At 71.3% G+C, this 21,585-nt stretch carries 21 protein-coding genes and 1 pseudogene; 7 read left to right on the top strand and 15 right to left on the bottom strand.

Annotation, left to right across the window (positions count from 1 at the left end; all coding sequences use genetic code 11):
* Positions 1-94 precede the first annotated feature (94 nt).
* Together ACWDEW_RS22060 and ACWDEW_RS22055 are read left to right on the top strand one after the other, a co-directional pair.
* Complete coding sequence (locus ACWDEW_RS22060; protein WP_450514646.1) at positions 95-979, top strand: RNA polymerase sigma-70 factor; 885 nt, start codon at positions 95-97, stop codon at positions 977-979.
* A 239-nt stretch (positions 980-1,218) separates the two neighbouring features.
* The gene (locus ACWDEW_RS22055) at positions 1,219-1,980 is read left to right on the top strand and encodes a GntR family transcriptional regulator (protein ID WP_450514645.1); all 762 of its coding nucleotides are present in this window, start codon (positions 1,219-1,221) and stop codon (positions 1,978-1,980) included.
* A gap of 221 nt (positions 1,981-2,201) precedes the next feature.
* On the opposite strand, the gene ACWDEW_RS22050 is transcribed toward ACWDEW_RS22055, so the two are convergent.
* The 3 genes from ACWDEW_RS22050 to ACWDEW_RS22040 form a co-directional block, all read right to left on the bottom strand.
* The gene (locus ACWDEW_RS22050) at positions 2,202-3,356 is read right to left on the bottom strand and encodes an ROK family transcriptional regulator (protein WP_019070977.1); all 1,155 of its coding nucleotides are present in this window, start codon (positions 3,354-3,356) and stop codon (positions 2,202-2,204) included.
* Positions 3,357-3,455: 99 nt separating this feature from the next.
* Positions 3,456-4,118: a response regulator transcription factor gene (locus ACWDEW_RS22045; RefSeq protein WP_450514644.1), complete on the bottom strand. Its 663-nt coding sequence runs from the start codon at positions 4,116-4,118 to the stop codon at positions 3,456-3,458.
* Positions 4,119-4,132: 14 nt separating this feature from the next.
* On the bottom strand, positions 4,133-5,287 hold the full coding sequence (locus ACWDEW_RS22040) for a sensor histidine kinase (protein ID WP_450514643.1): 1,155 nt from the start codon (positions 5,285-5,287) through the stop codon (positions 4,133-4,135).
* Between the two features lie 108 nt (positions 5,288-5,395).
* Between ACWDEW_RS22040 and ACWDEW_RS22035 the strand changes: the two genes are divergently transcribed.
* Positions 5,396-6,316, top strand: a complete 921-nt coding sequence (locus ACWDEW_RS22035; protein ID WP_450514642.1) for an ABC transporter ATP-binding protein — start codon at positions 5,396-5,398, stop codon at positions 6,314-6,316.
* Between the two features lie 2 nt (positions 6,317-6,318).
* Positions 6,319-7,041 (top strand): ABC transporter permease, encoded by a 723-nt coding sequence (locus ACWDEW_RS22030; RefSeq protein ID WP_450514641.1) that lies wholly within the window; start codon positions 6,319-6,321, stop codon positions 7,039-7,041.
* Positions 7,042-7,222: 181 nt separating this feature from the next.
* Here ACWDEW_RS22030 and mug read toward each other — a convergent pair whose 3' ends face one another.
* The 10 genes from mug to ACWDEW_RS21980 form a co-directional block, all read right to left on the bottom strand.
* On the bottom strand, positions 7,223-7,744 hold the full coding sequence (gene mug, locus ACWDEW_RS22025; RefSeq protein ID WP_450514698.1) for a G/U mismatch-specific DNA glycosylase: 522 nt from the start codon (positions 7,742-7,744) through the stop codon (positions 7,223-7,225).
* 38 nt (positions 7,745-7,782) lie between these two features.
* Positions 7,783-9,225 (bottom strand): adenylosuccinate lyase, encoded by a 1,443-nt coding sequence (gene purB / locus ACWDEW_RS22020; RefSeq protein WP_019070970.1) that lies wholly within the window; start codon positions 9,223-9,225, stop codon positions 7,783-7,785.
* 73 nt (positions 9,226-9,298) lie between these two features.
* Positions 9,299-9,640: a DUF4326 domain-containing protein gene (locus tag ACWDEW_RS22015; RefSeq protein WP_450514640.1), complete on the bottom strand. Its 342-nt coding sequence runs from the start codon at positions 9,638-9,640 to the stop codon at positions 9,299-9,301.
* A gap of 6 nt (positions 9,641-9,646) precedes the next feature.
* Positions 9,647-10,429 carry an SGNH/GDSL hydrolase family protein gene (locus ACWDEW_RS22010; protein WP_450514639.1) on the bottom strand — a complete coding sequence of 261 codons (783 nt, stop codon included), beginning with the start codon at positions 10,427-10,429 and terminating at the stop codon, positions 9,647-9,649.
* Positions 10,430-10,496: 67 nt separating this feature from the next.
* Positions 10,497-11,510 carry a hemolysin family protein gene (locus ACWDEW_RS22005; RefSeq protein WP_450514638.1) on the bottom strand — a complete coding sequence of 338 codons (1,014 nt, stop codon included), beginning with the start codon at positions 11,508-11,510 and terminating at the stop codon, positions 10,497-10,499.
* Positions 11,507-12,859, bottom strand: coding sequence for a hemolysin family protein (locus ACWDEW_RS22000; RefSeq protein WP_450514637.1), 1,353 nt, complete (start codon positions 12,857-12,859; stop codon positions 11,507-11,509). Before ACWDEW_RS22000 ends, ACWDEW_RS22005 begins: the two co-directional genes overlap by 4 nt.
* 150 nt (positions 12,860-13,009) lie before the next feature.
* The gene (locus ACWDEW_RS21995; RefSeq protein WP_450514636.1) at positions 13,010-13,435 is read right to left on the bottom strand and encodes a GNAT family N-acetyltransferase; all 426 of its coding nucleotides are present in this window, start codon (positions 13,433-13,435) and stop codon (positions 13,010-13,012) included.
* Positions 13,428-14,339 (bottom strand): LLM class F420-dependent oxidoreductase, encoded by a 912-nt coding sequence (locus ACWDEW_RS21990; RefSeq protein ID WP_450514635.1) that lies wholly within the window; start codon positions 14,337-14,339, stop codon positions 13,428-13,430. Before ACWDEW_RS21990 ends, ACWDEW_RS21995 begins: the two co-directional genes overlap by 8 nt.
* A 48-nt stretch (positions 14,340-14,387) precedes the next feature.
* Positions 14,388-16,958, bottom strand: a complete 2,571-nt coding sequence (locus tag ACWDEW_RS21985; protein WP_450514634.1) for an ABC transporter permease — start codon at positions 16,956-16,958, stop codon at positions 14,388-14,390.
* A 4-nt stretch (positions 16,959-16,962) separates the two neighbouring features.
* Positions 16,963-17,793 (bottom strand): ABC transporter ATP-binding protein, encoded by an 831-nt coding sequence (locus ACWDEW_RS21980; RefSeq protein ID WP_450514633.1) that lies wholly within the window; start codon positions 17,791-17,793, stop codon positions 16,963-16,965.
* A 209-nt stretch (positions 17,794-18,002) separates the two neighbouring features.
* Between ACWDEW_RS21980 and ACWDEW_RS21975 the strand changes: the two genes are divergently transcribed.
* Together ACWDEW_RS21975 and ACWDEW_RS21970 are read left to right on the top strand one after the other, a co-directional pair.
* Positions 18,003-18,242 carry a hypothetical protein gene (locus tag ACWDEW_RS21975; protein WP_019070961.1) on the top strand — a complete coding sequence of 80 codons (240 nt, stop codon included), beginning with the start codon at positions 18,003-18,005 and terminating at the stop codon, positions 18,240-18,242.
* A 4-nt stretch (positions 18,243-18,246) separates the two neighbouring features.
* A complete protein-coding gene (locus tag ACWDEW_RS21970) occupies positions 18,247-18,621 on the top strand; it encodes a hypothetical protein (protein WP_019070960.1) in 375 nt (124 codons plus the stop codon).
* Here the strand turns inward: ACWDEW_RS21970 and ACWDEW_RS21965 are convergent, their stop codons facing one another.
* Both ACWDEW_RS21965 and ACWDEW_RS21960 read right to left on the bottom strand, forming a co-directional pair.
* Positions 18,622-19,308, bottom strand: coding sequence for a class I SAM-dependent methyltransferase (locus ACWDEW_RS21965; protein ID WP_450514632.1), 687 nt, complete (start codon positions 19,306-19,308; stop codon positions 18,622-18,624).
* Positions 19,309-19,413: 105 nt separating this feature from the next.
* On the bottom strand, positions 19,414-20,100 hold the full coding sequence (locus ACWDEW_RS21960) for an esterase/lipase family protein (RefSeq protein ID WP_450514631.1): 687 nt from the start codon (positions 20,098-20,100) through the stop codon (positions 19,414-19,416).
* A 118-nt stretch (positions 20,101-20,218) separates the two neighbouring features.
* Here ACWDEW_RS21960 and ACWDEW_RS21955 point away from each other — a divergent pair.
* Positions 20,219-21,585 (top strand): annotated as a pseudogene (locus ACWDEW_RS21955) (hypothetical protein); the annotation flags it as partial.

Here is a 21,585-nt window from a genome sequence, read left to right as displayed (position 1 = left end):
GGGCCGCCGGACGTCGTCGGCCCTTGGCCCATTCTGCTCCGGCACACACGGTTATCTCCTGGACAGGGCCGCACGCTTCGCATGGGATAGGACCGTGACCACCGACACGCCGACCGACGTCTTCGAAGACCACCGCCCCGTCCTCATGGGAGTCGCCTACCGCATGCTCGGGCGCGTGGCCGACGCCGAGGACGTGGTCCAGGAAGCCTGGCTGCGCTGGTCCGGAGCCGACCACCGCGCGGTCCGCGAACCACGCGCCTACCTGGTGCGCGTCACCACCCGCCTCGCGATCGACCGGCTGCGCCAGATCAAGGCGCGCGGCGAGACCTACGTCGGCCCCTGGCTGCCGGAGCCGTACGCCACCGACTTCGGGAACACCGTCCCGGACGCCGCCGAACGGGCCGTCCTCGCCGACTCCGTGTCCCTCGCCGTACTCGTGGTCCTGGAGTCGCTGTCGCCGCTGGAGCGCGCCGTGTTCGTCCTCAGGGAGGCGTTCGGCTACCCGTACGCCGAGATCGCGGCCATGCTGGACCGCGGTGAGCCCGCCGTGCGCCAACTCGCCGGACGGGCCCGCAGACACGTCGACGAAGGACGCCCGCGCTACGAGGTCGACCCGGCCCAACGCCGCGACCTGACCGAGCGGTTCCTCGCCGCGGCGGCGGACGGCGACCTGGCGGGCCTGATGGAGCTGCTCGCGCCGGACGTCCGACTGGTGGGCGACAGCGGCGGCAAGGCCAAGGCGCCGCTGCGGATCCTGGAGACTGCGGACAATGTGGGCCGCTTCCTGATCGCCGTCGCGGGCAAGGGCATCCCGGAACTCTCGTTCCGCTTCCTTGAGCTGAACGGCGGACCCGCGGTGCTGATCCTTTCGGGTGACAAGCCCGACAGCGTCTTCCAAGTGGACGTGTCCGCCGGCCGCATCCGATCCGTGTATATCGTCCGCAACCCCGACAAGCTCCGATCGCTGGTTTCCGCTTAGCCCAGCCGCCGACAGGGCCCCCGTTTCGCGACGGGGGCTTTGACGGCGTGTCACGAAACGCGCCCTTTACGAACTCCCCGTGAACGCTCCATGGCAACCGCTCTCTGTGTTCCCTGTGGGATCGAGGATTGGTCTTGACCAAGGGTGTGGGCCGTCCTATGGTCACTGATAAGTGAAACAACCTTTAATAAACAAGGGCGCTAAAACGCGGCCGGACCACGGCGATTGCGGAGGACAGGGTGGGGACCACGCAGTTGGAATCGGTGCCGGAGCCGAAGTACTGGCATCTCAAGACAGTGCTGAGTGAGGCACTGGACTCCGAGTTCTCCGTGGGCGAGATCCTGCCCAACGAGCGAGACCTGGCAGCCCGCTTCGGCGTCGCCCGGGCCACACTCCGGCAGGCTCTGGAGCAACTCGAACTCGAAGGCAGGTTGCAGCGCCGCCGCGGTGTCGGTACGACCGTCGCGCCGCCGCGCGTGGGTGTCGCCGTCGGCACCCAACAGCACACCTGGCCGGGCGCGGCGGAGGACGCCTGGCAGTCCGTCGACTGCGTCCTGGCGGCTCCGCCGGCGGCCGTGGCCGACGTCCTGGAGACCGCTTCCGAGGAACCGGTGCACACCGTGCGGCGCTCCCGGGTGAGCCACGGCCAGCCGGTCGCCGCCGAGCTGCTCTACATCCCGGAGTCGTCGGTGCCCGACCTCTCCGCGATAGACACTCCGTCCGCGACGGCACGCGCGCGTGCCGTGCTGCGTGAGCTGCAGCGCCTCGAACTGGAGGGCCAGGACCGCGCCGTCGAGCTCGGCTCGGCCCGCGCGGACGACGCCAAGGAGCTGGACCGCCTCCCCGGGGCACCGGTCCTCGTCGTCACGACCCGCTTCTTCGCCGAGGGCCGCACCGCCGCGGTCTCCGTCGCGACCTATCGCGCGGACACCTGCCGCCTGACCTTCGCCGACTCGGGCGGCGTAGAAATACACCACGGCCCGGAACGCCAGGCTTCCTGACGGCAGTACCAGCTCACCCGTAGCGCCCCGGAACTCCACCGGGGCGCTAGGCGTTTTGTTCTCAACGCCGGCGATGGCAGCGCCCCTTCAGGGGCGCGGGGCTGTGTCGATTTGCGGCTCCGCCGCGTGGGCGCGCCCGGCCACAACGGCGCCGCAGCCGACAAACAACACCAGCGCACCCAGCCACGACGGCGCCGCCGACACGCGAACCCACCGCCAAGCTAGCGCCGCGTCACCGTGCCCTCGACCGCGAACAGTTGCTCCTCGACATGGTCAAGGGCCAACCGCAGCGCGCCAGTTGCCGCAGCCGCCTCCCCGAGCAACGACAGGGCAACCTTCGGCGGCCGCAGGCAGTACCGCGCCAGCTCCCGCCGCAGCGGCTCCAGTACACCGTCCAGCCCCGCGGCCCAGCCGCCCACGACGACCAGTTCCGGATCGAGGGCCAGGACGAGCGCGGCGACATCGTGCACCAGGCGCTGTATGAAGCGGTCGACCGCCGCGCGGGCCCGCTGGTCGCCGTCGCGGGCCAGTGCGAAGACCTGCGCGACCGCCTGTTCGTCCAGGGGGTGCAGCGGTTCGTCCGTCGTGGACAGCAGCGTCTCCGGAGTCACGTCCCGGCCCAGCAGATGCAGCGCGCCGATCTCACCGGCCGCCCCGCGATACCCCCGGTGCAGCCGCCCGCCGATCAGTGAACCGGCGCCGGGGCTCAGCCCCGCCAGCACCATCACCATGTCGTCGGACTCGGTCGCGGCGCCCTTCCAGTGCTCGGCGACCGCCGCCGCGTTCGCGTCGTTCTCGACCAGGACAGGGCACTTGAAGGAGCGGCTCAGCCGCTCGCCCAGGTGCAGTCCCGTCCACTGGGGCAGCGCGGTGCCCAGCCGTACCGTGCCGTCCGCCTCGACGATGCCCGGTGTGGCGACCCCGACCGCACGCAGCGAGCCGCGTGCCACTCCGGCCCGGCGCAGCAGCTCGGCGACCGCCGTGCGCAGCCGCTCCAGGCGCTCGTCCGCCGACGCCGTCTCGTCGACGTCCTTGGCGATCGCGCCGAGCACCCGGCCGTCCAGGTCGGCGAGGAGGACGGCGACGCGATGTGCGCCGATCTCCAGGCCCAGCAGATGCCCGGCTTCGGCCCGGAACCTGAACCGCCGCGCGGGCCGCCCCTGGCGCCGTACAACGCTCTCGTCGGCCGCCTTCTCGACGACGAGCCCGGCCTCGATCAGTCCCTCGACGACACCCTCGACGGTCGGCCGGGACAGACCGGTCACCCGGGTGATCTCCGTCAGCGTGGCGCAGTCCGTGGCACGCAACGCGTGCAGCACCACCGCGGAGTTGATTCTCCGCAGCAGCGAGGGGTCCCCGCCGGTCAGCCCCGCCAAGGTCTGTCCTCCCAGCTCGTGCGCGTGTTGGGCGGATCGTACTCGGCGCGGCGGACCCCGGCGAGTGCCGGGCGCCCCCGACTCACGAGCCCCACCGGATCACCCGGGCGCCACGAACCCCGACTCGTACGCCGCGATCACCGCCTGCGTACGGTCTCGGGCCCCCAACTTCGCCAGTACGGCGCTCACGTGCGACTTCACCGTCTCGGTGCCGACGACCAGCCGGGCGGCGATCTCCGCGTTCGACAACCCCCTGGCCATCAGCCGCAGCACCTCGGCCTCGCGCTCGGTCAGCCGGGCCCGCTCCATCACCGCGCGTGCCGCCCGGTTCCCGCCGCCGTCGCCGTACTCCGCCGCCAGCTGCCGTACAGACGCCGGGAACAGCAGGGACTCGCCCTCGGCCACCAGTCGCACCGCGTGCACGATCTCGGCCGGCCGGGCCCGCTTCAGCAGGAACCCGTCGGCACCGGCCCGCAGCGCCTCGTACACGTACTCGTCGTTCTCGAAGGTCGTGATGACCAGGATCTTCGGCGGGTCCTCGACCGTGCGCAGCACCGCGCGCGTGGCCTCGATGCCGTCCAGGAGCGGCATCCGCACGTCCATGGCGACCACGTCGGGCCGCAGCTGCCGCACCAGCGGGATCACCGCCGCCCCGTCGGCGGCCTCCCCGACCACCTCGATGTCCGGCTGCGCCTCCAGCACGGCCCGCAAGCCCGCGCGTACGAGGGGTTCGTCATCGACCAGGAGAACGGTGACCGGCATCCGGCCACCCTAGATCAGCCCAGCGGAAGCTCCGCATGCACCTGCCAGTCACCCTCGTCCGGCCCCGTGTGCGCCCGGCCCCCCAGCAGCGCGGCCCGCTCGCGTATGCCCCGCAGCCCACTGCCCCTGCCCGGCCCGGCTGTCGCCGCCGTCAGCGGATTGCGCACCTCCAGATCGAGCGTGCCGTCCGCGACCCGGATACGGACCCGGACGGGCACCGACCCCGCGTGCCGCAGCACATTCGTCAGCGCCTCCTGAAGAATCCGGTACCCCTCCCGGGAGACCGGCCCCGGCACCGTCTCCAACGGCCCGGTCACCTCCGCGTCGACCTTCGCCCCGGAGGCCCGCGCGGACTCCCACAGCCGATCGGCGTCCACCAGCGTCGGCCGACTGCTCACCGGCCGCTCCGCCTCCCGCAGCACGCCCAACACCCGCTCCAGGTCCTCCAGCGCGGCCCGGCCGGTCTCCTCGATGGCACCCAGCGCGCGCTCGGTGAACTCCGGGTCGCCCGCCGCCCGCGCGGCGCCCGCCTGCACCACCGCCACCGTCAGCGCGTGCCCGATGGAGTCGTGCAACTCCCGGGCGATGCGGTTGCGCTCCAGCAACTGCTCGGTGCGCTCCTCCAGGGCGGCGAGCTGCTCCGCGCGCGAGGGACCGAGCAACACGCGGGCCGTCGACGTGGCCACCTTGCCGAGGCCGACGACGGCGCCGTACAACGCGATCACGGGGAGCGGTGCCAGCCAGGCGTACCACCCGCTCGGTGACGCCTCCTTGAGGACCCATACGTCGTCGGGTACGCGCCCGCGTGCGATCTCGATCAGCTGGTAGGAGATGACCGGGAGCCAGACGCAGGCGAACGTGGTCACCCAGCCCAGCGCCATCCGGGCCTCCAGCCACAGCACCGTCCGGCCCCGGTCCCGCCAGGTCGCCGACGGCGCCACGGAGATCCCCGAGTCCTCCTTGCCCGGCGTCAGCAGCAGCTGCGCCTGCACCCCCTCGCCCATCCGCACGGCCGGGATCAGGCCGACCGGGAGCAGCGCGATCGCGGGTGCGTACGGAGTCCCCGGGCTGATGAAGATCCACACGCTGGTGATCAGCATCGGCACCCAGAGGTGCAGCAGACGCGTGTACGTCGTCCCCCGGAGCAGCGGGCGCAGGAAGCGGGCCATTCCGACATCGTGACAGCCGGCACCGACCATCGGCCTCCCCCGGGCGGGGGAGACGATCACCGCTGGCGGGGGAGGCCCCAACTCCCTTGAAGAGCAAGGATGTTGGCCATGACCAGCATCGACGTACGAGACCTCACCAAGGAGTACGGCACCCGGCGGGCCGTGGACCACGTCACCTTCGGCGTCCGCCCCGGCAAAGTGACCGGCTTTCTAGGCCCCAACGGCGCCGGAAAGTCCACCACCATGCGCCTCGTCCTCGGCCTCGACCGGCCCACCTCCGGAACCGCCACCGTCGGAGGCCGCCCCTACGCCGAACTCACCGAGCCGCTGCGCCATGTGGGCGCCCTGCTCGACGCCCAGGCCGCCCACGGCTCCCGTACCGGCCGCGACCACCTGCGTGCCCTGGCCGCGAGCAACCGCATCCCGGCCACCCGGGCCGACGCGGTGCTGGAGGAGACGGGACTCGCGTCGGTGGCGCGACGCCGGGTGAAGACGTACTCCCTGGGCATGCGGCAGCGGCTGGGTATCGCCGGTGCTCTCCTGGGCGACCCCGGAGTCATCCTGCTGGATGAGCCGTCGAACGGTCTCGACCCCGAAGGCATCGTCTGGATCCGGGAGTTGCTGCGCCGGCTGGCGGCGGAGGGCCGCACGGTCCTGGTCTCCAGCCACCTCATGAACGAGACCGCCTCCTTCGCCGACCATCTGGTCGTCCTCGGACGCGGTCGGCTCCTCGCCGACACTCCCATGCGGGACTTCATCGACGCGCGTGTGCAGCCCCACGTACGCATCCGTACGACAGACGCCGGCGCTCTGAAGGCCGCGCTCGCCGGGCACGGGCACGACGCCGTGGAACACGAGGACGGGCACTGGATCGTGACGCAGGCCCGCGTGGACGAGATCGGAACCCTGCTGTCGGCGGCGGGCGTACCGATCCTCGAACTCGCCTCCGCAGAAGGCACGTTGGAACAGGCCTATCTCGATCTGACCGCCACCGAGACCGAGTTCACCGCACCGCACCAGGAGGCCTGACCATGGTATTCGCGCCCGTGTTCCACTCCGAGTGGATCAAGATCCGTTCCCTGCGCTCCCAGCTCGCGTCCCTCGCCACGATCCCCGCGGTGACGGCCCTCTTCTCCGCGCTCGCCTCGTCCGACACCGGGGGAGACGACTTCGACCCCCTCTTCGCGGTCTTCTTCGGCGTGAGCTTCGGACAGATCGCGGCGATCGCCTTCGGCACGGCCGCCGTGTCCTCCGAGTTCCAGGGCGGAGCGCTACGGCTGTCGCTGGCCGCGGCGCCGCGCCGGGGGCGCTGGTTCGCGGCCAAGGCGACGGCGATCGCCGTACCCGTGCTGGCCGTCGGCCTGGTCACCGGCGTCGTGACCCTGCTGGTGGGCAAGGCGGTGCTCGGCGCCAAGGCCGACGGGCTCGGCTGGGCGGTGCAGGCGCGCGGTGTCGTCGGCTGCGCGGTCTATCTCACGCTGATGGCGCTGTTCGCGGCCGGTCTCACGGCACTGCTGCGCAGCGGTGCGGCGACGCTGGGCATCCTCATCCCGTTCCTGCTGATCGTGTCCTTCGTCATCGGCGACATGTCGAACAACATCGCGGACCTGCTGCCCGACCGGGCCGGCCAGGTGGCGCTGCACGCGACCTGGGACGGCGCGATGGGTCCCTGGACCGGGCTCGCGGTGACAGCGCTGTGGACGGCGGCCGCGTTGGCGGCGGGCGCGTGGAGCGTGCGGCGCCGGGACGCCTGATCCCGGAAAGTCACTGATCCGGGAAAGTCACTGATCTGAGGAAGCCGCTGATCTGGGGAAGCCAGCGACGTCCCGTCGATTGTCAGTCGCTCTCGGCATATCCCAGTGGGACAAGGAACTCCCGTTCCAACTCCTCGCCGTCGTCACGGAGACAGCCCCACCGTGAGCCGCCGGACTCGGCCTAGCCCCGCGCGGCTTCCCGCAGCCGTCCGAACTCCTCCGCCATCGTCGCGGCCGTCCAATGCGCGTTCAGCCCGCTCGGATTGGGCAGCACCCACACCCGCGTGTCCCCGAACACCCGCTCCTGCGGCCCTACTTGAGCCCGACGGTCGTCGAATGCGGCCCGGTAGGCCGTGACGCCCAGGACCGCCAGCCACCGTGGCTGCCATCCCGCCAGTTTCGACGCGAGCGACTGCCCGCCCTCCCGGTACTCCTCCGCGCTCAGCTCGTCGGCCCGTGCCGTCGCCCGAGCCACCACATTCGTGATGCCGAGTCCGTACGACAGCAACTCGCCCTGCTCCGAGGGCTTCATGAGCCTCGGTGTGAAGCCGGACAGATGCAGCACCGGCCAGAAGCGGTTGCCGGGGCGGGCGAAGTGGTGGCCCGTGGCCGCCGTCATCAGACCCGGGTTGATCCCGCAGAACAGGACACCGAGGCCGTCCGCGACGACGTCCGGTACGAGACGGTCGCGGGCGGCCTCCAGCTCGGCCTGGGTGAAGCGCTTCGGAGGAGTCGGAGGCGTCAGAGGATCGCCCCCGGGGTGTAACCCGCGGCCTCCGGGTGCTGCTTCGCGATCTCCTCGACGCGGGCGACCACGGCGGCGACCTGGTCGGCGGCGGCGCCGGTGAAGGACAGCTTGTCGGCCATCAGCGCGTCCAACTGGGCGCGGTCCAGCGGGATGCGCTCGTCGGCGGCCAGCTTGTCCAGCAGCTCGTTGCGCTCGGCGCCCTGCTCACGCATCGCGAGCGCGGAGGCGACGGCGTTCTCCTTGATGGCCTCGTGCGCGACCTCGCGGCCGACACCCGCGCGGACGGCGGCCATCAGCACCTTGGTCGTCGCGAGGAACGGCAGATAGCGGTCCAGCTCACGCGCCACGACCGCCGGGAAGGCGCCGAACTCGTCGAGCACGGTCAGGAACGTCTCCAAGAGGCCGTCCAGCGCGAAGAACGCGTCCGGGAGGGCCACCCGGCGCACCACCGAGCAGGAGACGTCGCCCTCGTTCCACTGGTCGCCCGCCAGCTCACCGGTCATCGACGCGTAGCCGCGCAGGATGACCATCAGGCCGTTGACGCGTTCGCAGGAGCGGGTGTTCATCTTGTGCGGCATCGCGGAGGAACCGACCTGGCCCGGCTTGAAGCCCTCGGTGACCAGCTCGTGCCCGGCCATCAGCCGGATGGTCTTCGCGAGTGAGGAGGGCGCCGCCGCGACCTGCACCAGGGCCGTCACGACCTCGTAGTCGAGCGAGCGCGGGTACACCTGGCCGACCGAGGTGAACGCCTGCGAGAAACCGAGGTGGGAGGCGATCCGCTGCTCCAGCTCCGCGAGCTTCGCCGCGTCGCCCCCGAGCAGGTCCAGCATGTCCTGGGCCGTGCCCACCGGGCCCTTGATGCCGCGCAGCGGGTAGCGGCCGAGCAGCTCCTCGACCCGGCCGTAGGCCACGAGCAGCTCGTCGGCCGCGGTCGCGAAACGCTTGCCGAGGGTGGTGGCCTGGGCGGCCACGTTGTGCGAGCGGCCGGCCATGACCAACTCGCCGTACTCACCGGCCAGCTTGCCGAGCCGGGCCAGGACGGCCACCGTACGGTCGCGCATCAGCTCCAGCGAGAGCCGGATCTGCAACTGCTCGACGTTCTCGGTCAGGTCCCGGGACGTCATGCCCTTGTGCACCTGCTCGTGCCCGGCGAGGTCGTTGAACTCCTCGATCCGCGCCTTCACGTCGTGCCGCGTGACCTTCTCGCGCTCGGCGATCGAGGCCAGGTCGACCTGGTCGAGGACGCGCTCGTAGTCCGCGATCGCCGCGTCCGGCACCTCGATCCCGAGGTCCTTCTGGGCCCGCAGCACAGCGAGCCAGAGCTGCCGCTCCAGCTTCACCTTCTGCTCGGGGGACCAGAGCGTGGCGAGCTCGGTGGAGGCGTAACGTCCGGCGAGGACGTTCGGGATGCGGGGCTTGGCGGCAGCGGAAGTCACGTGTACGGATTCTACTGGCGATTCGTGCAGGCCAGCGCCACAGTCCCCTTCGTCGGAAGCTACGAGACCTCCGTCACCACTCCGAGTCCGCCAGCTCGGCCAGCACTCCCGCATGACAAAGCAGCGGGGCGCACCAGCAGGCCAGCGTCCGTCCGCGGAGCTCCGGTACCAGGGCCAGCAGGTCGGGGCGCTCCAGCAGATACGCCCGGTACTTCGCCATCACCTCCGCGCGCGTGCCGTCCCGACGGCGCGTGGGGGTGTCGTAGGCGAAGGGGTTGCGGAGCGGGTGGTGGGGGAGGTCCCAGCCGCCGAGGGTCCAGCGGCGACCGACGTAGACGAGGTCCTTGGGGGCGAGTTCCAACTGGGGGCCGTACTCGTGAATCCGGCCCCTGACGTTGATCACCCGCGTGGTCATGGAGAGTTACGCCGCCGGGCCCTCGTAGGGGAGGAGGTCCGGGCGCTTGGGGGAGAGGCCGTCGCCGGAGGAGCGGCCGGTGAGGCGGCGGCCTATCCAGGGGAGCAGGTACTGGCGGGTGAAGCGGACGTCCTCCACGCGGCGGGCGGTCCAGTTCGGGGGTGGGGTCGGCGGCATCGGGGTGCGCCACTCATGGTCCTCCGCCTCGTAGCCCAGGGTCTGCCACACCGCCTCGGCGACGCGGCGGTGCCCCTCGGCCGTGAGGTGGAGGCGGTCGACGTCCCACGCGCGCTGGTCGGCGAGCGAGGGCGCGCTGTACAGGTCGACGACCAGGGCGCCGTGCCGGTCGGCGAGGTCGTCGACGTAGGAGAAGAGCTCCTCCATGCGCGGCCGGAAGCGCTGCTGGACCGGGCCCTCGCGGCCGGGGCTGCGCATCAGCACCAGGTGCTTGCAGGCGGGCGTGAGGCGCTCCACGGCCTCCTCCAGCAGGGCGCGCACCCGGCCCATGTCGCACTTGGGGCGCAGGGTGTCGTTCAGGCCGCCGACCAGCGTGATCACGTCGGGCTGCATGGCGGCCGCCGGGCCGACCTGCTCGTCCACGATCTGCGCGATCAGTTTGCCGCGCACGGCGAGGTTGGCGTAGCGGAAGCCGGGCGTCCGGGCGGCCATCCGCCCGGCGAGGAGGTCGGCCCAGCCCCGGTAGGTGCCGTCCGGGAGCAGGTCCGACATGCCCTCGGTGAAGGAGTCGCCGATCGCGACCAGGCTGGTGTGCGTGGGATTCGTCTGCATGGCGACGAAGATGATATCCCGCGTCCATACCCGCCGGTCGGTCCCCCTCCCCGATCAGGGACCGGCCCTACGCCCGCTGCCCGAACAGCTCCCGCAGCACGTCCTCCATGGTCACCAGGCCGGTCAGCCGGCCCTCTTCGTCGAGGACCGCCGCGAGGTGCGTACGGCCGCTGCGCATCGCCGTGAGCACGTCGTCCATGGGGGTGCTCTCCCGGATGTTCGCGATGGAGCGCATGTCCTCCACCTTGAACGGCTCGTCGCGCGGCGACGCGTCGAGCGCGTCCTTGACGTGGAGGTAGCCGATGATCCGGCGCTCGGCGTCCACCACCGGGAAGCGGGAGAAGCCGGACTCGGCCGACAGCACCTCCAGCTCGGCCGGTGTGATGCCGGCGACCACGTAGTCGACGCGTTCGAGGGGGAGTACGACGTCCCGCACGGGCCTGCTGCCGAGCTCCAGGGCGTCGTTCAGCCGCTCCCGGGCGCGCTCGTCGATGAGGCCGGCCGCGCCGGAGTCCCGGACGATCCGGGCGAGTTCGGCGTCCGAGAAGGTCGCCGTGACCTCGGCCTTGACCTCGACGCGCAGCAGCTTGAGCAGCGTGTTGGCGAACGCGTTGATCGTGAAGATCACCGGGCGCAGCGCCCGGGAGAGGGTCACCAGCGGCGGTCCCAGCAGCAGCGCGCTGCGTACCGGCTCGGCGAGCGCGATGTTCTTGGGCACCATCTCGCCGAGCAGCATGTGCAGATAGGTCGCCATGGCCAGCGCGATCACGAAGGAGACCGCGTGGCCCGCGCTCTCCGGGACGCCGACCGCGTGGAACACCGGCTCCAGCAGATGCGCGATCGCCGGCTCGGCGACGATACCGAGGACCAGCGTGCACAGCGTGATGCCGAGCTGGGCCGCGGCCAGCAGCACCGACACGTGCTCCAGACCCCACACCACGCTCTTCGCGCGCCGGTCGCCCTGCTCGGCGTGCGGCTCGATCTGACTGCGGCGCACCGAGATCAACGCGAACTCGGCCCCCACGAAGAAGGCGTTGACGACCAGCGTCGCCAACCCGATCAGCAGTTGTACGGCGGTCACAGCTCCCCCTTCGCGGAGTCGGAATCGGAGTCAGGACCGGATGCGGCGGGCGGCGCATGCAGCAGCAGCCGCGCGGCCCGCCGCCCCGACGCGTCCACGACGTCGATCCGCCACCCGGCGACCTCGACGGTGTCCCCGACCTCCGGAATCCGCCCCAGCTCGGTGGCGACCAGACCGGCCAGCGTCTCGTACGGCCCCTCGGGCGCCCGCAGTCCGACCCGCGCGAGCTGGTCCATGCGGGCGGCGCCGTCGGCCGAGTACAGCGCCCGGCCCTCGTCGTCCGTCCCGGCCGGGGCCAGGTCGGGCGTCTCGTGCGGGTCGTGCTCGTCCCGCACCTCTCCCACGACCTCCTCGACGATGTCCTCCAGGGTCGCGACTCCCGCCGTACCGCCGTACTCGTCGATGACGACGGCCATCGTGCGCTTGCCGGACAGCCGGTCCAGCAGGCGGTCGACGGTGAGGGATTCCGGGACGAGGAGGGGCTCGCGCAGCACGTCGGAGAGCGGGAAGCGCGCCCGCTGGTCCGCCGGTACCGCCAGGACGTCCTTGATGTGCACGGTGCCGACGACGTCGTCGAGGCTGCCGCGGTAGACCGGGAAGCGGGACAGCCCGGTCGCCCGGGTCGCGTTGGCCACGTCCTCGCAGGTCGCCTGGGCGTCGAGGGCGACGACCTGGACGCGGGGCGTCATCACGTTCTCCGCGGTGAGGTCGGCTAGGTTCAGGGTCCGGACGAACAGCTCGGCGGTGTCCGGCTCCAGGGCGCCCTGCTTGGCGGAGTGCCGGGCCAGCGCGGCCAGCTCCTGCGGCCCGCGTGCGGAGGCCAGCTCCTCGGCCGGCTCCAGGCCGAAGGCCCGCACCATGTGGTTCGCCGTGTTGTTCAGATGGCTGATGAACGGACGGAACGCGGCACTGAACCAGCGCTGCGCGTTGCCCACCCGTTTGGCCACGGCCAGCGGTGAGGAGATCGCCCAGTTCTTCGGCACCAGCTCGCCGACGACCATCAGGAACACCGTCGACAGCGCCGTCCCCAGCACCAGCGCGACGGACTTCGACGCGGAGTGCGAGATGCCCAGCGACTCCAGGGGGCCCGCGATGAGCGCGGCGATCGACGGCTCGGAGAGCATGCCGACGACCAGGTTGGTGACCGTGATGCCGAGCTGGGCGCCGGAGAGCTGGAAGGTCAGATTCCGTACGGCCTTCAGGGCACCGGAGGCGCCCCGCTCGCCGCGCTCGACCGCGCGCTCCAGCTCGCCGCGCTCCACGGTGGTCAGCGAGAACTCGGCCGCGACGAAGGCGCCGCAGAGGAGCGAGAGCAGGATCGCCACCAGCAGCAGAAGCACTTCGGTCATCGGGTCACCTCCGTCCCATGATCGGACAGGGCAGGGAGGTTCGCGCGATGTCGCGTACTGGGAGGCTCGCCCATGGGCGGACGCTCACACCTTTCGAGGAGATGCAGAAGTTCCGGGTCGTCCACCAATGGTAAAGGATGAGCAAAGCGTTCAGGTGGTGAGGTGTTTCACCCAGCGCCGCCAGTGGTCCTCGCGTACGTACCCCGCAGCGCGCCACGCATGCTGCCCGGTCTCGTTGCGTTCCAGCACCATCGCGTCCCCGCGCCGCCCGCCCAGCGCCACGAACCGCTCCTCGGCCGCCGTGAGCAGCGCCGAGCCGATGCCCCGGCGGCGCTGCTCCGGGTGCACGGCCAGCCGGTAGAGGTGACAGCGCCAGCCGTCGAAACCGGCGATCACGGACCCGACGAGACGCCCCTCGCGTTCTGCGAGGATCAGTGCGTCCGGGTCCCGGCCGATGAGCCGGGCCACGCCGTCGCGGTCGTCGCTGATGCTCGTTCCTTCGGCGGCCTCGCGCCAGAACGCCAGCACGGCGTCGATGTCGGTGAGGGCCGCGCTGCGGATATGAAGATCACTCATGGGACGAGCCAAGCAGAGGGTGGGCGGGCGAGGCGACCGGGTTTCGGCGCAGTTCCTCGACGACCGGCGCGAACGCCTCCAGGTACGGCTCCAGCACGGTGAGATAGGAGAACCCGTACCGGTCGCGCAGCGCGCGCAGCTTCGCCGTGATCTCCTCCAGGGTGCCGACCAGCATCACGGGGAGGTCGAGCACCTGCTCCAGGGTGAGGTCCGGCCGGCGTTCCAGCAGCGGGCCGAGCGCGCTCGCGGGGTCGTCCGTCACCGCCACCAGCTGGATCAGCAGGTTGAGTTCGGCGGGTTCCGCCCGCTCGGCCGCGAACTCCCGGTAGCGGGCGACCCGTTGACCGAACTCGGTGGAGTCGACCGGTGCCAGCCTGCCCGTCGTGCTGCCCGGCTCCAGGCTCGCCCCCGCGAACGCCGCGATGTCCGCGTGCTCGGCGGTCAGGCGCAGCACGCGGTCGCCGTTGCCGCCCAGGAGGAGCGGTACCCGGGTCTCCGTGGTCTTCAGCAGCCGCGCCAACTCCTCGACGGTGCGCCGGAGATGGTCCACGCGTTCGCCCGGTGAACCGAAGGGCAGCGCCGCCGTGTCGTGCTCCGCCTGGATGTAGCCGGTGCCCAGGCCGAGTTCGAGGCGCCCGCCGGTCAGGTCGTGGGTCGTCGCGACCTCGCGGGCCAGCAGAGCCGGGTTCCAGAAGCCCGCGTTGAGCACGAACGTGCCCACCTGCGGCCGCTCGGTCGCGTCGGCCGCCGCGACCAGTGCCGGGAACGGCGCGACCATGCCCAGATGGTCGGGGACCAGGATCACGTCGTAGCCCAGTTCCTCCACGCGTCGGCATCTCGCGCGCCACTCGTCGGCGGGCGCGGACGTCAGCAGACTGGCCCCGAAGCGGAACGGGCGCGACATGAACTCTCCTCGGCAGCAGGGGACTTCAGAACGACCGTCGCGATTCCATCACTCGTGCGCGATCGCCGCCAGCACGTTCATGCGCGACGCGCGCAGCGCCGGCAGCAGCGCCGCGACGATGCCCACCACCGCCGAGCCGATCACCACCGCGACGATCGTGGTCCACGGCACCGCGAGCGCCTTCATGCCCTGGAGCGCCAGGACCTGCTGCGCGCACACGCCCCACACGAGGCCGAGACCGAGCCCCAGCACCGCGCCGAACACCGCGATCACCACCGACTCCAGCCGGATCATCCGCCGCAGTTGACGCCGACCGAGGCCGATCGCGCGCAGCAGGCCGATCTCCCGGGTGCGCTCCACGACCGACAGGGCAAGGGTGTTGACCACACCGAGGACCGCGATCACGATCGCCAGGCCGAGCAACGCGTAGACGAGATACAGCAGTACGGCGATCTGGTCGTGGATCAGCTTCTTGTAGTCGGCCTCGTCGCGGACCTGCACCTGCGGATAGGGCTTCAGCGTGGTGTCCAGCGCCTTGCGGAGCTGGTCGGCGCCGGTGCCGGAGGAGGCGTTCACGTACAGCGCCGAGTCCTGGCCGTTCGGGACGTACTTCTCGACCGTGGCGATCCCGAAGAACAGCCCGCCCTGCGTCCCGAACCCGCCCGAGGAGCCCTGGTCGCTGAGGGCGCCCACCGTCAACCGGGTGGTGTGCCCGCCCGGGAACTCGACGGGGAGCACGCTGCCGACTCGTACGTGGTGGTCCTTCGCGAAGGTCACGTCCATGGCGATGTGTCCGGCGGCGAGCGCCGAAGTCGTGTTCCCCTGCGCGTACTTGATGTGGGCGACGTCGTCGAGCGGGGTGTCGTACCCCGCGGCCGTCGTCTCCACCCGCTTGCCGTCCGGCAGCCGGACCGCGAGGGGTGCGAAGCGGGCGCGTACGACGAGGCCGACGCCGTCGGTGGCGCGCACATGGTCCGTGACCTCCTTGGAGAACGGCACGAAGCTGCCGTTCTGGATCACGAAGTCGGCGCCCAGGGTCCTGTCGATCTGCTGGTCGAAGGACTTGGACATCGACGCGCTCGCCACCGACATCCCGCCGACCAGCGCCAGGCCCACCATCAGGGCCGCCGCGGTGGCGCCCGTGCGGCGCGGGTTGCGCAGGGCGTTGCGCTGGCTCATCCGGCCGACCGAGCCGAACAGGGCGGGGAAGGCGCCGCCCAGCACCCGGATCATCGGGCGGACCAGGAGTGGGCCCGCGATCACGGTCGCGATCAGGGTCAGCACGATCCCGAGACCGAGGAAGGAGGCGGACGAGGCCGTCTTCGTCGCGGCTGCGCAGCCGGCGAGCGCGGCCACACCGATCACGCCGACGATCGAACCCACGACCGCCCGCACCCTCAACGGCCGTCCCACACCGGCGACTTCGGCGTCCGCGAGGGCCGCCATCGGCGAGACCGTCGCGGCCCGCCGGGCCGGGAGATACGCGGCGACGAAGGTGACGCCGACGCCAACGACGTACGCCGCCACGGGAGTCGGCCAATTCACCACCATCTCGGTGGTCTTGAGGTTCATGCCGAACGCGGTCATGAGCTTGATCAGCCCGGCCGCGAGCCCGATTCCGGCCGCAAGGCCGAGAGTCGAACCGATCAGGCCGAGCAGCAGCGCCTCGGTGAGGACCGAGCGCCGCACCTGCTTGCGGTCGGCGCCGAGGGCGCGCAACAGGCCGAGTTCGCGGGTGCGTTGGGCGATCAGCATCGAGAACGTGTTGACGATCAGGAACACACCGACGAGGACGGCGATGCCCGCGAAGCCCAGCATCACGTACTTGATGACGTCGAGGAAGCCGCCCAGGTCGGCGGCGGCCGACTTGGCCTGCTCGTCGGCGGTCTTGATGTCGTAGGAGCCGGACGAACCGATCGCGGCGGTCACCCGCTGCTTGAGCACGGCGTCGGACACGCCCTTGGTCGCGTCCACCGAGATGCTCGTGGCGCGGTCGGAGGCGCCCAGCAGTTGGGACTTCGCGGTGGCGGGGTCGAGGAAGACCAGCGCGGCACCGGGGTTGGTGGTGGTGAAGGTGGCGATGCCGACGATCTCTACCTTGAAGCTGCCGGGCTGGGCCTGCACGGTCAGCGTGTCGCCGATCTTCACGTGCTTGTTGTCGGCGGTGTCCGCGTCCAGGAGGGCCTGGCCGGCGCCCTGCGGGGCGTGTCCCGAGGTCAGTTTCACCGGGCTGCGGTCGGTGAGGTACCAGTCGGTGGCGATGGTGGGCGCGCCCGTGGTCGGCCCGACCGACTTGTTCTTGCTGTCGACGACCACGATGTTCTGCACGGACACGTCGGCATGGGTCGCGGCGACCCCGGCCACCTTCGCCACCTGCCCGGCGAGCGCGGCGGGCACGGTCTCGGTCGCGCCGGTGGGCACCGAGGACTTCAGGTCCTGCTTCGGCTCCACGGTCACATCGGCGGACGTGGACGCGAAGAGGCGGTCGAAGGTGCGGGTCACCGTGTCGGAGAAGATCAGGCTGCCCGCGACGAACGCGACAGACAGCACCACGGCCAGCGCCGAGAGCAGCAGCCGTCCCTTGTGCGCGAGGAAGCTCCGGAGGGTCGCCTTCAGCACGGGTTCAGTCCTTGTCGAGGGTTACGTCGGGCACGTCCTTGGCGGGGCCGTCGGACTGGCCGCGGACGAGGTCGAACCGCTTCATCCGTTCCAGCACCGCCTCCGCGGTCGGCCGTTCCATCTCGTCCACGATCCGTCCGTCCCCGAGGAAGAGCACCAGGTCGGAGTGGGCGGCGGCGCCCGGGTCGTGGGTGACCATGACCACGGTCTGCCCGAGCTCGTCGACCGCGTCGCGCAGGAAGCCGAGCACCTCCAGACCGGCCCGGGAGTCGAGGTTGCCGGTCGGCTCGTCGGCGAAGATCAGCTCGGGCCGGGAGGCGAGCGCCCGCGCGCAGGCCACCCGCTGCTGCTGGCCCCCGGAGAGCTCTGCCGGCCGGTGCTTGAGCCGGTCCCGCAGCCCGAGCGCGTCGATGACCTGGTCCAGCCACTTCTGGTCCGGCTTCTGGCCTGCGATGTCCATGGGCAGCGTGATGTTCTCGGCCGCGGTGAGGGTCGGGATGAGGTTGAAGGACTGGAACATGAACCCGATCCGGTCCCGGCGCAGCCGGGTCAGCTCGCGGTCCTTCAGCCCCGTGATCTCGGTGTCGCCGAGCCACACCTGCCCGGCCGAGACGGTGTCGAGCCCCGCCAGGCAGTGCATCAGCGTGGACTTCCCGGAGCCCGAGGGCCCCATGACGGCGGTGAAACGGCCGCGCGCGATGTCCACGTCCACCGCGTCCAGGGCGAGCACGGTCGTCTCGCCCGAGCCGTACGCCTTGGTCAGACCGCGGGCGCGGGCCGCGATCCGGTCGGCCGAGGCCTGGCCCGGGGCGTGCTCCGCTGCAGGTGTGGACAAGACGGCCTCCTGGAGTTCCCTCGCTCGTGGACGTGCCCGACTCCGTACTTCCGGCCGAGCCTAGTGTGACGCGGCGCACACCCGGTATCCCCCGTGCGGCCGAGGCGGTCTCCGCCCCAGGTCGGGCCCCCGATACCGGTGTAAGGGGCACTCTCCACCCACCGGATGAGCCCTTGCCGCTGCTAGCAATTCGGCGCTAGCTTTTGGGTATGGCGAAGACCCAGCTGAACGTACGCGTGGACGAGGGCACCGCCCGCGCGGCGCGTGAGCGTGCCCTGGCGCGTGGCATGAGCGTCAACCGCTACATAGAGGAACTGGTCAGACAGGACACCGGGGAGGTCGGCCACACCTTCGTCGAGGCCGCCGCCGACTTCATGAAGCAGTACGAGTCCGTCTTCGCCGACGAGTTCGGCACCGACGGTAAGAGCACCCGCGAAGGTCGCCGCTGATCCCTTGAACAACCTCAGGATCGACCTCGCCTGGCTGCTCATGCTCGCCGAACACAACACACCCGGAGACCCCCAGGTCACCGACTGGGGCGCGCTCGTCGCCGCCGTCGCCCGCCACCAGGCCGACATATTCGACGTCCCCGTCTACGACAGCCCGCACGCGCGTGCCGCCGCCTTACTCCAACTCCTCATCCACGTCCCCGCGTTGGAGCGTTCCAACGCCCTCTTCGCCTCGGCCGTCGCCTACGCGTACCTCGTCGCCAGCGGCCTGAAGGTCATCACCTCGCCCGAACAGGTCCGGGATCTGGCCCGGTTGGTGAAGAGCGGCGAGGCGTCGGTCGACGACATCGCGCACGAACTGCGCCAGTGGAGTCTGTGATCAGTCGTCAGTGACCGGGCGCCAGGCCGTGCCGAGAACGCAGTACGACGTGGGCAGCGCGGGCCCATTCTCCGGGATCAACACCCGCCGGTACGGCCCGAGTTCGAACCTCGCGTCGCGCAGTGCGGCGACCGGTTCGCGGCCCAGATGACAGCCGCCGTTCAGCGGCGGCCACAGCGTGCGGTCCAGGGCGCGCTGGGTGAACGCCATCGTCGGCCCGCCGCCCCGGCCGTGCTCGAAGAACCGCACGACCCCGCCGGGCCGCAGCACCCGCCGTGCCTCCGCGAGCGCCCGCGGCACATCGCGCACACTGCACAGCACCAGCGAGAGCACGACCGCGTCGAAGGCCTCGCTCTTGACGGGCAGCTTCTCCGCCGCACCCGGCACCACGTCGACGGGCACCCCGGAACGGAGCGCGGACTCCACGGCCAGCTGCCGCAGAGTCCGCTCGGGCTCGATCGCGACGATCTCCGAGACGGTGCCCGGATAGTGCGCGAAGTTCAGCCCGTTCCCGGCGCCGATCTCGATCACCCGCCCGGAAAGCCCGGCGAGCAGCCTCTCCCGCATCCCGGCCAGGCCGAACCGTGACTCGGCGCGCACACTGAAACGGGCGTAGTAACGGGCGAACAGCGGGTGGTGGACGGCGTCCCGCGGCACAGTGCCGGAGCCTGCGGACCGTAGCGGCATGGCGACCTCCCGGACCGGACCGGGCCGAAACCGGTCCCTACCGGGATTGTCCCCCCTGCCGCCCTTGACCACCCCCGCTGCCGCCGGGGAAGGTGCGGGGCCGGGTCAGGAGATGAAGTCCCGGACCTGCTCGTAGACGCCGTGGTCGTTGTTCATGTTCGTGTGCGAGATGCACCCGACGTCGACATTGGTCGCGCCGCTCAGTTCGGCCGAGGTGTCCGGGTTGATCGCCTCGTCGCAGTCCGACCAGTAGGCCGCGTACGACACACTGCCGGGCGTCTCGTCACCGGAGTTGAGCGCGGTGAGGAAGGAACTCCCGGTCTGCATCTCCTTGCAGGACGTGTACAGCCAGGCGCACAGCGAGGCGATGTCGGTGCCGTGGTTGACCCCGGCGACGGACACGAAGTGGTCCACGTACGACGTGCCGCCCAGGTTCTTGAGGAAGTAGCGGGAGCTGAGCGTGCCCATGGAGTGACCGACGATGTCGACCTTCGACGCCCCGGTCTGCGCGAGCACGCTCTTGACCTCGGTGGCCAGCTGCGAGGCGGTCGTGACGTTCGACTGCGTCCAGTCGTACGACCACGCGAACAACTCGGACGAGGAGTAGCCGTCGGCCTCGAAGTCCGCGACCCAGTCGTTCCAGCCGCTCGCCGAACCGCTCAGGCCGTGCACGAAGACGATGGGATCGTGGCTCGCCGCATGAGCGGGCGTCGAGGCCAGGGAGAGTGACAGAAGGAGCGAGGTGGCCACGGCCGACAGGGCCGTGGCGATGCGACGCTTGTGGCGCTGCATGATGCCTCCTGATACCGGTGGGGTTGTCAGGAGTGTCAGCGGGGGTCTACGCGCGCCGCATCGGCGAAATCGCCGGTCTTTACGTGTGAATTAACTCGCCAGTAACGTCAGTTGTGTGGTGACACCAGTGAACCCCCCACCTCTGGACCGCACTTGGCCACCGTCGCGCACCGACGTGTGGCGAACCCCCGATCCCACGCTCCCCGAGGGTGTCCGCATCCGACTGCTCCGCGCGGCCTACGGCGACCCCCGCGCCGCCGCCGAACTCCGCTCCCGCCTGACCCCACGCCAGGCCGCGGGCCTCGACCCCCTCCCGACCGAACCGGCGTCCCTGGCACCGGAGTTGCTCAGCCATCACCGCCAGGAGATCCGCTCCCTGCCCGACGACACCCGCCTGCTCCTCCTGCTCGCCGCCGCCGACCAGTACCCCGTCCCCACCCACGCCTTCCTCCGCGCCGTCGCGGCGGGCCGGCTCGACACCCGCCCCCTGGAAGCCGCTGAGACCGCAGGGGTCGCGCAGGCGACAGCCGCCGGGGTCGTGTTCCGCGACGCGTGGACGAGGATCGCAGCGTACGAGACCGGGTCTCCGGCGGACCGGCGAGACGTCCACCGGCTGCTGGCGCGGGTGTTGAGCACGGAGGACGAGACGCCTCGGCGCTCCTGGCACCGGGGTGCGGGCGCCCTCGGCCCCAGTGTGCGGCTCACCGCGGAACTCCGTACGGCGGCGGTCAAGGCACGGGCGAACGGCGAACACGCCCTCGCCTGCGCCTTGGTGGAACGAGCCGCAGCCCTCACCCGCGAGCCCCGCGAACAGTCCCGCCTCCTCGACCGCGCCGCCGGTGACGCCTGGCAGTGCGGTGAGGGCGACCGTGCCCGAAGACTCGCCGCCGCGACGGACAGCGACGCGCTGAACGGGGTGTTCGCGCTGCGGTCCGGCAACGCGGCGGAGGCGTTCGACGCGTTGTTGATCGCGGTGGGGCGACGGGGGGTTGAGGGGTCGGTGGTGCGGCGAGGGAGCGAGGCCCCGGTGGTGCGGCGAGAGGGCGAGGCACCGGTGGTGCGGAGAGGGGCCGAGGAGTCTGCGGCGCGGCCAGGGGCCGAGGAGCCTTTGGCCGGGGGCCACTTGGGTGAGGCGCCGGGAACGGTTATGCCGCGAGCGGAAGCATCCCGGACTGCGGCTTCCCGGGCGGGTGTGCCTGGAGCGGCGATTCCCCGGGGAGATGTGCCTGGAGCGGCGATTCCCCAGGGGGATGTGCCAGGAGCGGCGACTCCCAGGGCCGATGCGCCGGGAACGGCGACTCAGCGAGGGGACGTGCCGGGACTGGCGCCTCCGCCGGTGGATGCGCCGGGAACGGTAGCTCCGCGAGTGGATGCGTCCGGAACGCCAGTTCACCGGGCGGGCGCGTCCGGGACGGCAGCTCCGCGGGCGGATGCGCCGGGAACGGTAGCTCCGCGAGTGGATGCGTCCGGAACGCCAGTTCACCG

The organism is Streptomyces sp. NPDC001100 (genome assembly GCF_053598575.1).
Note: the sequence above shows the minus strand (reverse complement) of the source record. Positions and strands in the feature narration are given on the sequence as shown.